This is a genomic window from Stenotrophomonas sp. GD04054 (assembly GCF_029836955.1).
In the GTDB taxonomy this organism is placed as follows: Bacteria; Pseudomonadota; Gammaproteobacteria; order Xanthomonadales; family Xanthomonadaceae; genus Stenotrophomonas; species Stenotrophomonas maltophilia_A.
The window spans coordinates 1-13,777 of sequence record NZ_JAOECR010000049.1; the positions used below are offsets into that span (position 1 = coordinate 1).

Genomic DNA, 13,777 nt, shown 5'->3' on the forward strand with positions numbered 1-13,777 from the left:
ATCAGATAAGGCTTGGCAGCCGCATCCATGCGGCTGACACCCCGCAATCCGACACCGCCCCACCTCTGACAGATTTCCGCGATCTGGTAAATCCACGCCATGCGTGGATGAAATCTGTCAGATATCGATAGTCAAATTGGGGTCAGAGCCCGTTGCGTAGCAACGGGATCCGACCCCGTGCCGTTCCGGCAGATCGCGGGAAACTGTCGAGGGCGGGGTGGGTCCGATGGCGGGAGTGTCCGCGGCATGGATGCCGCGGCCAAGCCCCCATGGATGGGTTTACGGCGTCTCCCACCACCGGACCCACTCCGCCATCCCGCAGGAAGCCAGCTTTCGCTGTTGATTCGGCCGGTGCCGTTGCCCCAGCTCGTAGCGGGTGCAGGGCGCAGCCCTGCCGAAAACCACCCTCAGCCGTCGCCCTGGATGCCGCCGGGGGCCTGCGCCGGGTCGCGCCAGCGGCGCACCGTGCGCTGGAAGAACAGGTTGTTCGGCAGCTGCAGCACCGTGCCCTCGTGGCCGTCGCCGGTTTCCTGCAGCGTGGTGTAGATCAGGTTCACGTCGATCACCCGGCCCTTCAGGCCCGGCTTCTCGCCGTTTTCCAGCACCTCGATGTAGTCGTGCAGGCGGAACGGGCGGGTGGTGAAGATCAGTAGCGTGCAGAAGATGTTGGACAGCACGCTCCACGCCGCGAAGAAGGCCACCGCGCCCACGGCTGCAAAGCCGGTGAACGCGGTCCACAGCACCGACGGCTTCGCGCCGAGCAGGCTGAGGATGTACAGCAGGGCACTGAAATAGACCACGAAACTGGTGATCCGGCGCGCGCCCATCACCATTTCCGGCGGCAGCGTGTAGTGCTCGGCAAAGCGGCGGATCAGGCGACGGGCGAGCACGCGCAGGAGCCATGCGACCAGCAGCACCAGTACGATCTGCAGGGCGACGCCGGCGTAGTTCAACCACGGGTGGGTCCAGGCGGGCAGGTGATCCTTCAGCGACAACATCATGGGGCGAAAACAGGCGGCGGGAACGGCCCCTGATGTTACCCGGCGCGTGCGGGGGATTCGACCGCCGGGTTCCAGGCCACGCACACCAGCTCCTGGCGGTGCTGCTGCAGGCAGGCGCGGCCATTGTCGGGACGCAGCTGCAGTGACAGGCCCAGCGCCTGCAGCAGGACACAGGCGGTGATCACCAGCAGGGCGGCGCAGGATGGGCTGGACATGGCAGGACTCCTGGACGGCAATTTCGCGAAGGACCTTTCATGGATGCAGCAGCCACCCAAAAGGTTGCATGCCATCGATCATCGATCGGCTCTAAACCTTTTCCCGGGTCGCCGCATCCAAGCGATATGCTCGACACCACCATGCCCGCGCCGCCTGCCGCCAACGACGCCGTCGATGAACCCGCCCTGGTGCGCGCGGCGGCCGCCGGTGATACCGCTGCCTATGAACTGCTGTACCGGCGCCACGCGCCCCGTGTATTCGCTGTGCTGTGGCGGCTGTGTGGCGGCCAGCAGGCACGCGCCGAGGACGCGCTGCAGGAAGCGTTCCTGCAGGCGTGGAAGGCGCTGCCGGGCTTCCGTTTCGAGAGCAGCCTGTCGACCTGGCTGCACCGGCTGGGCGTCAACGCGGCACTGATGGAGCTGCGCGGACGTGCAGGCGGGCAGGATCACGACAGCCTCGACGAAGTGGACGGAGGGTTGCAGGAGCTGGCAGTGCACGATCGTTGCGCCGGCACCGAACGCGACCTCGAACGGGCACTGTCGACACTGCCGCCACGGGCACGTGCGGTACTGGTACTGCACGACATCGAAGGCTGGAAACACCAGGAAATCGCCGAACAGCTGCAGATGGCCGTCGGCAGTTCCAAGGCACAGTTGCATCGTGCGCGCGGCCTGTTGCGCGCACGGCTGGGAGACATGACATGAGTACACACGACCACGATTCCGACCACGATCTGCTGGCCCGGCTGCGCGCGCTGCCGACCGAACGCGGCGTACCCACCGATGGCTGGGCACGCCTGTCGGCGCAGCTGCCGCCGCGTGAACCGCAGGCGGCACCTGCGCCGGGCGACAACGTGGTGGCCCTGCCGATCCGCTCGCGGCGCCGCTGGTGGATGCCGGTGGGGGCTGCACTGGCCGCCAGTCTTGCGCTGTACGCGGTGGCACCGTGGCGGCATGCACCACCGGATGCACCGCCGTTGTCTCCGCTGCAGTTGCAGGCGGCGGCAATGACCGAGCAGTACCGGCAGGCCGTAGCCTCGTTGCCCGATGGGCGTGCGGCGGAGTGGCAGCCGGCATTGCTCGAACTTGATGAGAGTGCGGCTCAGATCCGTGCAGCGATGGCGCAGGATCCGCGCGCCCCACACCTGCTTGGCCAGCTGAAGCGGACCTATTCGCTGCGGCTGGAACTGACCCGGCAGGCGGCACAAGCCGCCGCTGCTGGCCTGACGACCTGAAGGAGAACCCCCATGATCCGACCCTTGATTTTCTGCTGCGTGGCCCTGTTGCTGGTGCCGGCCGTGGCGCTGGCCGATACCCAGATCAATGAGCGCCACAATGTGGCCTCCGGCGGCCGTATCGAGCTGAGCAACGTGGCTGGCAAGGTGACCGTGCGCGGCTGGGATCGCAATGATGTACAGCTGACCGGCACTCTCAGCGATGGCCTGCAGCTGCGGCAGGAGAAGAGTGCCAACCGCGTGCGCTGGGAGATCGAGTATCCGAACCGCAACAACAATGGCGGCGCCACGCTGGTACTGAACGTGCCTCGTGCGGTCGAACTGCGGTTGAGCACCATCAGTGCCAACCAGGACATCGGCGGCATCGATGTGCGCCGCCTGCAGGCCGACTCGGTCAGCGGCAATCTCGTCGCCTCCGGCCGCAGTGGTGACAGCAAGCTCAACACGGTCAGCGGCGATGTCACTGCGCGTCTGCAGACGCCCCAGCTGGACGTGAACACGGTCAGTGGCCGCATCGAGGCGGGCGGCGGCGTGTCAGGTGATATCGGTGCGCAGACTGTATCGGGCCGGGTCGATGTCGACGCTGGACGCATCCAGCGGCTGGCGGTGGAGACGGTATCCGGTGGCATTGACCTGGCGGCGACCGGACTGGCACCGGGTGGCCGCATCAATGTCGAGTCGGTGAGTGCATCGGTCAACCTGCGCCTGCCGCGCACTGTGTCGGCACAGCTGTCGGTGAACAGCTTCAGTGGTTCGATCAACAGTGACGCCGGGCAGGTGGAGCGGCCGCGTTATGGGCCGGGCAGCCGACTGGACACACGACTGGGCGGCGGTGACGGTGACATCCGCATCGAGTCGCATTCGGGCAGTGTGCGGGTGCGCCTGGACCGCTGAACGCGATCCGGCAGGCCGCGGCGGCAGCGCCGCCGCGGTCGGTACTGGGTCAGCTGGCTTTCTTCAGCGCCCAGGTGGTGCCGAGGACTTCGATCTTGCCACCGGCCTTGCGGAACGCTGCCAGGTCCGAAGCGATCGAATCGCTGCTGACCACTGTGCTGGCGGCCGCGCCCTTGCGTTCGCTGCGGATGCTGTTGCTGGCCTTCGCGGGGGTCTTTGCCTTGCGGGGCATGGTTGCTCCTGTCAGGTGGAAGGGGAGGAAAGCGCCCAGGCATCGGCCTGGCGCAGGTAGTCCTGCCGCTCGCGGCGGCAGTCATCGCCGCCCATCGAAAACTGGCGGCAGATCGCCGGGCGCTGCGAATAGATCGTGCAGCGCAGGTGATAGGGATCGATCGCCGCGCACCAGCCTTCCTCGTTGCGCGCCATCACGGCACGGCCGTGGGTGTCGCGTGACAGGAACTGGCCGGGCACGTGGTCGCCGGGCTGCAGCAGCACGGGCAGCCGGCAACAGACCGCGTCACAACGGCGGCAGTCGATGGGTGCAGGTGCTGCGTCAGGTTGTAAGGCCACAGGGGCCTGGCGGGTGCCCAAAGCGGGTCTCGATGGCGGCTCAGGTGCTGCGCGGACCATGAACGAGCCAGGAAGGCATGGCCGCTAGGCCCGCGGGGCGGGCCAGGCTGCACTGTGGACACACACCGGCGTGGCCGGCGGAAGGTGCAGCGTGGTTCTATCCGACCAAGGGTAACTTAGACCGCGTAACGTTTTGTTAATCCTGGCTGGCTGCCGCCAGCGCAAGGCCCTGGACCACGCCCAGCGAGGGCTCGCCGTGGACCATGCGGGCCCCCGGGAAGGCCTCGGCCACGGCCTGGCGCAGGTAGCCGGCACGGGACATGCCACCGGTCAGAAACACCGCGTCCGGGTCGCCGCCGATGTCGCTGCGGACCTGGGCCAGCAGCTCGCGGATCTGCTCCAGGTAGCCATGGGCGGCGGCGGCCAGGCCGTCGGCGCTGCTGTCGGCATGCAGGTCGCGGGCGATGTAGTCCAGCGTGCTGCGGTGTTCGCTGGCGGCGCTGAGGGCAATCTTGGCGCGTTCGACATCGCGGTACAGGCGGGCGGTGTTGCCGGTGTCCTGCAGGGCCTGCAGGCGCGCGCCCCACGGTTCGTCGACATGGTCGTATTTGTGCTGGCGGAAGTCGCGCTGGCGCGTCATGTCCTGCACGGTGGCGGCTTCCACGTAGTGGTGGGCGGGCACGCGGGTGATGCCGCGGCCGAACAGCGGCATGTAGCTGGACAGGCTCAGCGCCAGATCGATGTCGGTACCGCCACGGGCGATACCCCAGGCGCGGTGGATGCGCGGCGCAGCATCGCCACCAACCTCGGCGTGGGCGATATCGGTGGTACCGCCGCCGATGTCAACGATCACCGCCTGGTGCCGCTCGCGGCTTTCGGCGTGGTAATGCATGGCCGCCGCGGCCGGTTCCTCGAGGAAATCGATCTGGTCGAAACCGGCCTGGGTGGCGGCTTCGCGCAGGATGTCCAGTGCCTGATCGTTGCCGGCCGCGCCGATCGAGCTGCGGAACTGCACCGGGCGGCCGAGCAGGGCGGCACGCAGCGGCTGGCCAAGCTGGGCGCTGGCGGTCAGGCGGATGTGCTCGAGGATGTGCGCGGCGATGCCGGTGATGGTCTGCTTCGCGCGCGGGTGCAGGTTGTAGCCCAGCATCGACTTCGGGCTCTGCACCAGGTTGCCTTCGTGTTCCTCGAAATAGGCTTCCAGCGCGTCGTCGCCGTAGACCGCGTTCTGCAGCAGGTCGCTGGCGCTGCGCTCCTTGCCGGCGCGGGCTTCCATCCATTCCCGGCGCAGTGCGCGCAGGGCTTCGCGGCGCAGCGCCTGCGGCGTGCGTTCCTGGCCGGCGGCGCGGGCCGCGCGCGCGGCGCTGTCGATCATCTGCTGCAGCTCGTGTTCCTGGCCGGCGTCGAGCTGGAAGTCATCCGGGTCGGGCACCACGCCAGGGAAGTACACGCTGGTGCGGAACTGCTCGGCGTCGCCGAAGCGGATCGGCAGCAGTTTCCCCTCATGCACGATGGCGGCGGCGGAGTTGCTGGTACCGAAGTCGATGCCGAGGCGCATGGGGAGTTCCGGGGGCGATCAGGGGCCGCGCACTCTGCTGCAGTTCGTCGCCGACTGCAAGTTCCTGCGGCCTTCTGTTCTGGGTGGGGGTTCCTGATCGGGTCATGCGAGCCGCCGGGCGCTGGCCGGAAAAGGGCAGGGAGCCAGGCGGTTACAATGGCGGCTGTTGATTCACTTTGAGGTACTTGCTGATGTCTTCTGCCCCTGCCTGCCCGCAGTGCACCCTGGAAAACACCTACGCCGATGGTGCGCTGTGGATCTGCGCCGACTGCGGTTTCGAATGGACCGCCGAGGAAAGCGCCGGTTCCACCCTGGTCGTGCGTGACAGCAACGGCAACACCCTGCAGGCCGGCGACACCGTCACCGTGATCAAGGACCTGAAGGTCAAAGGCTCCTCGATCCCGCTCAAGCAGGGCACCGTGATCCGCAACATCCGCCTGGTCGAGGATGACGCCGAGCACATCGAAGGCAACTCGGACAAGATCAAGGGCCTGGTCCTGAAGACCTGCTTCCTCAAGAAGGCCTGATCGCCTTCAGCGCTTGGCCTGCTGCTGCGCGCGCCAGCGGGCCAGGCTGTCCAGCTTGGCCTGGTAGCGCGCCTGCTCCGGCGCGCCCCCCAGTTCCTGCGCACGCAGCAGTTCGCGATCGGCGCGCTTGAGCTGGCCAGCCAGGAAATAGACGCGTGCCAGCCCGAAGTGGAACTGATGCGCGGTGTCATACAGGCGAACGGCCTGCCGGTAATAGCGGATCGCCTGGTCCAGCTGGCCGGCACGTTCGGCCTTGGCGCCGAACATGTACTGTGCGAACGGATCTTCGCGCTGCACCGACTTCAACCGGCGCTCAAGTGACTGCGCCTGCGCGGTCAAGCCCAGGCTGCGGAACAGCGCGGAGGCATTGGTCAGTGCGGCATCCTGGCGGCCTTCCAGCTGCAGCGATCGGTCCAGCGCCTGCCGCGCCGCCTCGTTGTTGCCTTCGCGGTGGTCGAGCACGCCGAGGTTGTTCCACACCGGAGCGAACCCGCTGTCCTGAGCCAGGGACGCGTCGAAGAATGCACGCGCGCCGACGAAATCACCGTCGGCGAGGCGCTCCGCACCCCGGTTGTTGTAGAAATGCGCCAACGCCCGCGCACGGCTGACGGGAACCGGCCCGCGGCGGTCATAGAGCACATTGCGGTCCAGATCGACGGTACCGAAGCGCCCACCGACGTCGACACCGGCGTTGACGTGGCCGACGCTGTAGACCACGCCCGCATCCTGGTCCTGGTACCAGGACACCACCTGCCCGACTTCCTGCACGCGGGCCTGGATGCCAGCCTCCCGCGCAAGCGTCACGAACAGCAGGGTGAAGGCCAGGCAGTTGGCGCGGCGGTGCTGCCAGATATCGCTGACGGTGTAGGTCGCATTGGCGTCGTACTGCAGGTCCAGCCCGTGCTGGTCGAAGATCATCTCCACGAGCGCCTGCAGCCGCTGGTCGCGGGAGTAGCTGCGCTGGATCACCTGCTTCTGGAGCATCGCGCGCAGGTCCGCGGGAATGGCGAACACTTCTTCCGGGGTCGGCACACGTGCGGCCGACACGGTGATGGTCGGGGTCGTCACCACATCGGCGGGCGGTGCCTGGCCTGCGCCGAAGGCAGGAGCACAGAAGGCCAGCAGCGAAAGAGTGAGGCAATGGGCGGCAGAACGGTACATGACGGTTCCCGGCAGCGGCGGGCGCTCCCGCCTGTGGCGAGTGTATGCCCATGGATGTCCGGCTGCAGCGACCGTTGGTCGGCGTCGCGTTCATCCACAACCGGTGTGGACCAGCGCTCGACAAAGCTGTGGACAACTGGCTCCGGGCCCCGCCCGGCAAGCGTTGTGAGTGCGTGGTGAAAAAACCGCCAGCTTGCCCGGCGCCGGCACAGGCGGGATGATCCGGTCATGGACTTCTCACCGCTGACGCTTGCCCCGGCGCAGTGGCAGGCGCTGCAGGACAGCTATGCAACGCCGCCACGGGCCTACCACCACTTCGGCCATGTGCGCGCGGTGCTGCAGCACTGCCAGGAGGTCGCCGACGGCCCCGGCTGGAAGCAGCCGGCCGAGATCTATCTGGCCGTGCTCTATCACGATGCGATCTACCAGGCGGGGCGCAAGGACAACGAGGCGCGTTCGGCGCAGCTGGCTCTGCAGGCGATCACACAGGCGCCAGAGCTTGCCACTGTCGACGCCGCTCGCGTGGAGCAATTGATCCTGCTGACCGCCCGCCACGGCGCGCTTGGTCCGGAGGATGTGGATGCCGAGGCGGCGCTGTTCCTGGACTGCGACATGGCGATCCTGGCCGCGCCGGAACCGGTGTTCGCTGCCTATGACCGTGGCGTGGCCGAAGAATACAAAGGGGTGGTGCCGGGCTTCCTGTACCGTGCCGGCCGTCGCCGCTTCCTGCAGGGCCTGCTGCGCGCTCCGCGGATCTTCCTCAGCGAGTTCTTCCACCAGCGCCTGGACGCGGCCGCCCGTGACAACCTGCGACGTCAGCTGGGCGTTTGAGCCGGCCCGGTACACTGGTGACCTGTTTCCAATGATTGCCGTTTCCGACCGTGTCCGTCCCTGATCCCGATCCCCGCCCGCTGCCACCGGAAGAACCCGGCCCCAACGAATGCTGCGGCAGTGGTTGCCCACTGTGTGTGCTGGACCTGTATTCCGATGAGCTGCAGCGCTACCGCAAGGCGCTGGCCGAGTGGAAGACGCGGCATCCAGAGGCCGCACCATGAGCCGTGCACGCCCGGCGGCGGTGCTGGCGCTGGTGGCACTGGTGCTGTTCGTGGCCACCGCGCTGTGGACCCAGGTCGCGCGCAGTGATCTGGACTGGGTGCGGGCGACCTTGAGCCTGTACCTGCACGGGCCGTGGGGGCTGGCATTGCGCGCTGCCTACTGCCTGCTGGCGTTGGCCATTGCGGCGCTTGGCATTGCGCTGTATCGCGGCAGCATCGGCCCGCGGCGCAGTGCGGCCGCACCATTGCTGTTCACGGTTTCCGCGCTGGGCCTGGCGACGGTCGCCATCGGCGACAGCTGGCTGCCTGAAGCAACACCGCTGCTGGCACCGTTCATCCATGGGCTGGCAGCCAACACGGCGTTCCTGTGTGCCAGCGTCGGCATGCTGCTGCAGGCCTGGTATCTGCGCCGCGAACCGGGTTGGCAGTCCGCTGCGGGCCTGCTCTGGGGCTGGGCATGGCTGGCCTTTGTGCTGCTGTGGCTGCATGTGCTGTGGCGTGGTGGACCACCGCGTGGGCTGGGACAGAAAGTGGTGATCGCGGTGATCGTTGGCTGGCTGCTGTATCTGGCGATGGCGCTGTACCGTCGCAGCCGTCGGGCCGCGGCCCACTGAATCCCCAACGGCCTGCGCCGGTACGTGCCGTGCACGCGGCGGCGGCGTATCGTGTGCGCATTCCATCGGGGATGCGATATGAAGCGTGCAGGGCTGGGCAGGGCAATGGGGGTGGTACTGGCGCTGGCCGCGCTGCCGGCAACGGCGGCCGTGACCCCGCAGCAGTTCAGCCATGGGCGGTTCGAGCAGATTCCGGTGCACATGCCATCCGGCACGCCGCAACGGGTGGTGATCTGGTTCCACGAACCCACGGCCGGTGGTGACACCAGCCGCCTGCCGATCGAGGCCCTGCGTGCCGATGGCGCGCTGGTCGCGGCAGTGGACATTGCGCACCTGCGCGGTGTGCTCAAGCGCGAGGGGGACCCGACCTGTTCGTTCGGTTCCGGTGACGTCGAGAATTTCTCACGTTGGCTGCAGGCCTCGCTGCATCTGCCCGGCTACCACCTGCCGCTGGTCGGCGGTGATGGCGAAGGTGCCGAGATGGCCTATTCGCTGGCAGCGCAGGCCGATACCCAGGTGTTCGCCGGTGTACTGACCACCGGCTTCTGCCCGGACCACAACCACCAGCGCATGGTCTGCGGCGATGGTGTGAAGCACGACAGGCTGCAGCCGGCCGAACTGAATTTTCCGTGGTTGAGCGCGGCCGGTGACCGCGGCTGCAAGGTCGGCCAGGCCAGCGCGTTCGTGCAGCAGGTCGCGATGGCACGCGAGTTCAAGCGCACCGCGCGCGGTGATGCGTCACCGGGCCTGGTGGCTGCGGCACGGGTGATCGGCGCGCAGGCCGGCGTGAGCCTGGCACCGCCGCCTGCTGCACTGAAGGGCCTGCCCGTGGTGGAAATGCCGGCGACCGGCAGCGGCGATACGCTGGCGGTGTTCGTCTCCGGTGACGGTGGCTGGGCTGGCCTGGACAAGAACGTGGCGTCGTCACTCAACGAGCATGGCGTGGCGGTCGTCGGCATCGATTCGCTGCGCTACTTCTGGAGCGAGCGCACACCGAAGGGCTTTGCGGGCGACCTGCAGAAGATCATCGACCACTACCGCCAGCAATGGCACCGCGACAAGGTGATGTTGATCGGTTTCTCGCAGGGCGCCGACGTGCTGCCGGCCACCATCAACCAGCTCGACGTCGGCACCCGTGAGGCGCTGGAGCGCATCGTGCTGCTGTCGGTGGGCAGGAAGGCCGACTTCGAATTCCATGTCAGCAACTGGCTGGGCGGTGGCGGTGACGGCCTGCCGATTGCACCGGAAGTGGCCAGGCTGCCGGCGGAAAAAACGCTGTGCGTGTACGGCGACAAGGATGAGGACGCGCTGTGCCCGGATCTGCCGGCCAATGACGGCGTGAGGAAGGTGAAGCTGCCGGGCGATCACCATTTCGGTGGCGATTACGACCGCCTCGCCGAAGTGATCCTGAAGGGCGGGGTGTAGCGTTTGGTAGACGCCGACCTTGGTCGGCGCTGGGGCTGAAGGCGCCGCGGGATGAGCGTGTCGACCAAGGTCGACACCTACCAGGCGCATGTAGCGTCGAGCTACGCTCGACGGCTGTTGGTAGACGCCGACCTTGGTCGGCGCCGGGGCTGAAGGCACCGCGGGATGAGCGTGTCGACCAAGGTCGACACCTACCAGGCGCATGTAGCGTCGAGCCACGCTCGACGGCTGTTGGTAGACGCCGACCTTGGTCGGCGCTGGGGCTGAAGGCGCCGCGGGCTGAGCGTGTCGACCAAGGTCGACACCTACCAGGCGCATGTAGCGTCGAGCCACGCTCGACAGCTGTTGGTAGACGCCGACCTTGGTCGGCGCTGGGGCTGAAGGCGCTGCGGGATGAGCGTGTCGACCAGGGTCGACACCTACCAGGCGCATGTAGCGTCGAGCCACGCTCGACGACTGTTGGTAGACGCCGACCTTGGTCGGCGCCAGGGCTGAAGGTGCCGTGGAATGAGCGTGTCGACCAAGGTCGACACCTACCAGGCGCATGTAGCGTCGAGCCACACTCGACGGCTGTTGGTAGACGCCGACCTTGGTCGGCGTCGGGGCTGAAGGTGCCGTGGAATGAGCGTGTCGACCAAGGTCGACACCTACCGGGCGCATGTAGCGTCGAGCCACGCTCGACAGCTGTTGGTAGACGCCGACCTTGGTCGGCGCTGGGGCTGAAGGTGCCGTGGAATGAGCGTGTCGACCAAGGTCGACACCTACCGGGTGGCAGGTAGCGCCGGATCATGCCCGGCGGATCGCGGCTTCAATTCCGCCGCGGATCCAGCGAGATCAGGCGCGTGGCATCCAGCAGCGCGGCCGGCAGATGCATGCCGCCGGGCGCGGCGAGATAGCGCGGCCGCCACTGCGGATCGAACTTCGATTTGAAGCGGCGCAGGCCACTGAACCCGTAGAAGCGTTCGCCGTGCCGCGCCAGCAGACCGGCCAGTCGGTTCCAGCGACCGGCCAGCCGATGCTGTGCCAGCCCGGACAACGGTGCCATGCCCAGCGAGAAACGCGCATAGCCCTGCGCGCGGCCCCACAGGAACAGTTCGATGAAGAGGAAGTCCATCGTGCCCTTCGGTGCTTCGTTGACGTGGCGCATCAGGTCGACCGACAGCTCGGCGCCGGCCGGTGCCTGCCACAGGTTGGCGAACGCCACGATCTGGCCCTCGGCCTCGACCAGCGCCACCGGGAAGCGCACCAGGTAATCCGGGTCGTAGCTGCCCAGCGAGAAGCCCTTCTCATCGCCGGCCTTGTCTTCCAGCCATGCATTGGAAATTGCGTGCAGGCGCGGCAGCAGGCTGGGAATTTCCTCCACCGGTGCCACGCGGAAGGTCAGGCCACCGCGCTTGCCCCGGTTCCAGGCTTGGCGCAGATCGGCGCGTTCGCGGCCTTCCAGGCCGAAGTCATGCAGCGGCACCATCGCTTCCTCGCCCAGCTTGACCAGGCCCAGGCCCAGGTCGAGGTAGGTCTGCCAGTAGGTCTCGCCCACCTGGTAGAACACCGGGCGCAGGCCCAGCCGGTCGGCTTCCTCGCGGAAGCGCCAGATCAACGCGCGCGCCACGTCAGGCGGGCCGACTGGATCGCCCATCGCGATCAGCGAACCGCCGTAGCGCTGCATCATCACGAAGCCCTGTTTCGCGTCATCGCGCAACACCGCCTTGTCGGCGGTCAGTACCAGGCAGGCCTGGGTATCGGTGGCACCGACCAGTACCGGCGCCAGCGACTGCAACGTGGCCTCGTCGGCGGGGCGCAGTGGGCTGCGCGTGCTGTGCAGCAGCCGCGCCAGGCCGAACATCACCAGCGCGATGGCGACCACCAGCAACGCACGCAGTGCGCGCGGTGCATTGCCCGACACCGCGAACTGCCACCACAGCTCGTTCTGGTATTCGACATGACTGTAGGTGAAGAACAGCAGCCAGGTGACCGCAACCAGCACCAGGCCGAGATTGCGCAGCCACGGCCACGACCAGGCTTCGTCCAGCAGGGCACCCTGGCGGTAGAACTCGCGGCGTGCGGCCCACAGTGCCATCGCAACCAGCACTGCGGAAACTGCGATCAGCCATTGGCCACCACGCAGCCACAACGGCAACGGGGTGACCACGCACACCACCATCGCCAGCATCCACGCCGCATGGCTGCGCCGGGCCAGGCCCTGGCCGATCAGCAGCAGCGCGACCCCGCTGAGGCTGCCGATCAGGTGCGAGGTTTCCAGGATCGGCAGCGAGGCATTGACCAGGTGACGGCGCGGCGTCGGCAGCGTGCCGTCGATGACCAGCGCGGCGCCGATGCTGAACACCGCCAGCGCGATGATCTGCGGCAGCCACGGGCGCAGCGCGTTCCAGCCGGCACGCGTTGCGCCGGCGCTGGCCTGCAGCGGCTGCCGCAGGGCAGGCGCAAGGGCGAGCAGGGTGGCCAGCACCAGCGGCAGCACGTAGTAGGTGACGCGATAGATCAGCGCCGCCGCCAGCACCGCTGCCGGTGCCACCTGCGGCAACAGCTTCAGCAGGCTCCACTCGAACACACCCAGGCCCGCGGGCACGGTGGAGACCAGGCCGGCCAGCACTGCCACCAGGTAGAGCCCGACGAAGCCTGGCAGACCGGTGGGCGTGGAGTCCGGCAGCAGCACGTAGAACGCGGCACTGGCCAGCACCAGTTCGATCACGCTGAGCACGGTGACACCGATCATGGTGCGGCGGTCGGGCAGCCACAACGCATGACCGAATACGCTGAACTGCCGTCCATCGCGGCCGACCAGCAGCACCGTGGCGAGGTAGGCGAGCAACGCGACGATGCCGACGATACGTACCGCATTGGGATCCAGCGGCAGCGCCAAGGCTGCGGCAGCCGGTTCCATGCACAGCGCCACACTGATCAGCAGCCATGCACCGAACACGAAGCCGAGCGTGCTCATCAGCACCACCTGGCCGATCTGCGCCAGGTCCAGGCCGGCGCTGCGGTAGCCACGCAGGCGCACCGCGCCGCCGGTCAACGCGGCAAAACCCACGGTCTGGCCCAGCGTGTGCGCAAGGAAGGCGGTGATGCCGACGCGCGCGGGGTGCACGCGGATGCCGCTGCGACGCAGGCCGATGGCATCGAAACCGATCAGGCAGGCGTAACTGGCCAGGCCGAGTACCACGGTGAGCGCGATCTGCGTGCCGCTGAGCTGCCGGAACGCCTGGCGGATGGCGCGATAGCCGTGCTCGTCGAACTCGTTGGCCAGGCCGTGCAGGGCCAGGGCGAGGATCAGCAGGGGGATGACGATGGTGGCAACCCGCTTCCAGGTTGGCGTGGAAGAGGCAGTGGTGGAATCGACGGGGGCGGTCATCGGCGCAAGGGTGCGGCAGGAGGGGCGAGGGCGGTGTCAACGCGGGCGTGGCGCATCGTGCGCCTGTCATCGTCATTTGACCAGTGGGACCGTCGGAGTCCGGTAGTGACGTGTCGCGGAGGATGCCCGTGCACCCACCGTCGACCGGT

General features: G+C 67.7%; 15 protein-coding genes. 8 read left to right on the plus strand and 7 right to left on the minus strand.

Translation table 11 applies throughout. The features are described from left to right. Positions 1–407 precede the first annotated feature (407 nt). Both N7573_RS18085 and N7573_RS18090 read right to left on the minus strand, forming a co-directional pair. Entirely contained in the window at positions 408–1,001 is a 594-nt protein-coding gene (locus N7573_RS18085; protein WP_080291803.1) for a mechanosensitive ion channel family protein, read from the minus strand. A 35-nt stretch (positions 1,002–1,036) separates the two neighbouring features. Beyond that, a complete protein-coding gene (locus tag N7573_RS18090) occupies positions 1,037–1,216 on the minus strand; it encodes a hypothetical protein (RefSeq protein WP_049398314.1) in 180 nt (59 codons plus the stop codon). Between the two features lie 126 nt (positions 1,217–1,342). On the opposite strand from N7573_RS18090, the gene N7573_RS18095 reads away from it, so the two are divergent. From N7573_RS18095 to N7573_RS18105, 3 genes are read left to right on the plus strand one after another with little or no spacing between them, the layout of a single operon-like run. Next, a complete protein-coding gene (locus N7573_RS18095; protein ID WP_032129359.1) occupies positions 1,343–1,921 on the plus strand; it encodes an RNA polymerase sigma factor in 579 nt (192 codons plus the stop codon). Next, positions 1,918–2,451 carry a hypothetical protein gene (locus N7573_RS18100; protein WP_279913536.1) on the plus strand — a complete coding sequence of 178 codons (534 nt, stop codon included), beginning with the start codon at positions 1,918–1,920 and terminating at the stop codon, positions 2,449–2,451. The genes N7573_RS18095 and N7573_RS18100 overlap by 4 nt, the downstream gene beginning before the upstream one ends. Positions 2,452–2,463: 12 nt before the next feature. Continuing rightward, on the plus strand, positions 2,464–3,345 hold the full coding sequence (locus N7573_RS18105; protein WP_279913535.1) for a DUF4097 family beta strand repeat-containing protein: 882 nt from the start codon (positions 2,464–2,466) through the stop codon (positions 3,343–3,345). A 49-nt stretch (positions 3,346–3,394) separates the two neighbouring features. Here the strand turns inward: N7573_RS18105 and N7573_RS18110 are convergent, their stop codons facing one another. From N7573_RS18110 to N7573_RS18120, 3 genes are all read right to left on the minus strand, one after another. After that, complete coding sequence (locus tag N7573_RS18110) at positions 3,395–3,577, minus strand: hypothetical protein (RefSeq protein WP_005410566.1); 183 nt, start codon at positions 3,575–3,577, stop codon at positions 3,395–3,397. Between the two features lie 11 nt (positions 3,578–3,588). After that, positions 3,589–3,882: a YkgJ family cysteine cluster protein gene (locus N7573_RS18115; RefSeq protein ID WP_053462562.1), complete on the minus strand. Its 294-nt coding sequence runs from the start codon at positions 3,880–3,882 to the stop codon at positions 3,589–3,591. A 229-nt stretch (positions 3,883–4,111) separates the two neighbouring features. Further along, positions 4,112–5,473 (minus strand): Hsp70 family protein, encoded by a 1,362-nt coding sequence (locus N7573_RS18120; RefSeq protein WP_032129362.1) that lies wholly within the window; start codon positions 5,471–5,473, stop codon positions 4,112–4,114. Positions 5,474–5,664: 191 nt separating this feature from the next. Here N7573_RS18120 and N7573_RS18125 point away from each other — a divergent pair, with 191 nt between their 5' ends. Continuing rightward, complete coding sequence (locus N7573_RS18125; RefSeq protein ID WP_010482882.1) at positions 5,665–6,000, plus strand: zinc ribbon domain-containing protein YjdM; 336 nt, start codon at positions 5,665–5,667, stop codon at positions 5,998–6,000. Positions 6,001–6,006: 6 nt separating this feature from the next. Here N7573_RS18125 and N7573_RS18130 read toward each other — a convergent pair whose 3' ends face one another. Then, positions 6,007–7,161, minus strand: coding sequence for a tetratricopeptide repeat protein (locus N7573_RS18130; RefSeq protein ID WP_032129363.1), 1,155 nt, complete (start codon positions 7,159–7,161; stop codon positions 6,007–6,009). 228 nt (positions 7,162–7,389) lie between these two features. Between N7573_RS18130 and N7573_RS18135 the strand changes: the two genes are divergently transcribed. From N7573_RS18135 to N7573_RS18150, 4 genes are all read left to right on the plus strand, one after another. Further along, positions 7,390–7,992, plus strand: coding sequence for a hypothetical protein (locus tag N7573_RS18135; RefSeq protein ID WP_032130395.1), 603 nt, complete (start codon positions 7,390–7,392; stop codon positions 7,990–7,992). A 50-nt stretch (positions 7,993–8,042) separates the two neighbouring features. Continuing rightward, entirely contained in the window at positions 8,043–8,216 is a 174-nt protein-coding gene (locus tag N7573_RS18140) for an oxidoreductase-like domain-containing protein (RefSeq protein ID WP_049398321.1), read from the plus strand. Then, positions 8,213–8,830, plus strand: coding sequence for a DUF998 domain-containing protein (locus tag N7573_RS18145; RefSeq protein WP_032130397.1), 618 nt, complete (start codon positions 8,213–8,215; stop codon positions 8,828–8,830). The genes N7573_RS18140 and N7573_RS18145 overlap by 4 nt, the downstream gene beginning before the upstream one ends. A 78-nt stretch (positions 8,831–8,908) precedes the next feature. Beyond that, complete coding sequence (locus tag N7573_RS18150; protein ID WP_275943022.1) at positions 8,909–10,255, plus strand: AcvB/VirJ family lysyl-phosphatidylglycerol hydrolase; 1,347 nt, start codon at positions 8,909–8,911, stop codon at positions 10,253–10,255. An 808-nt stretch (positions 10,256–11,063) separates the two neighbouring features. Here the strand turns inward: N7573_RS18150 and mprF are convergent. After that, entirely contained in the window at positions 11,064–13,628 is a 2,565-nt protein-coding gene (gene mprF / locus N7573_RS18155) for a bifunctional lysylphosphatidylglycerol flippase/synthetase MprF (protein WP_279913781.1), read from the minus strand. Positions 13,629–13,777 lie beyond the last annotated feature (149 nt).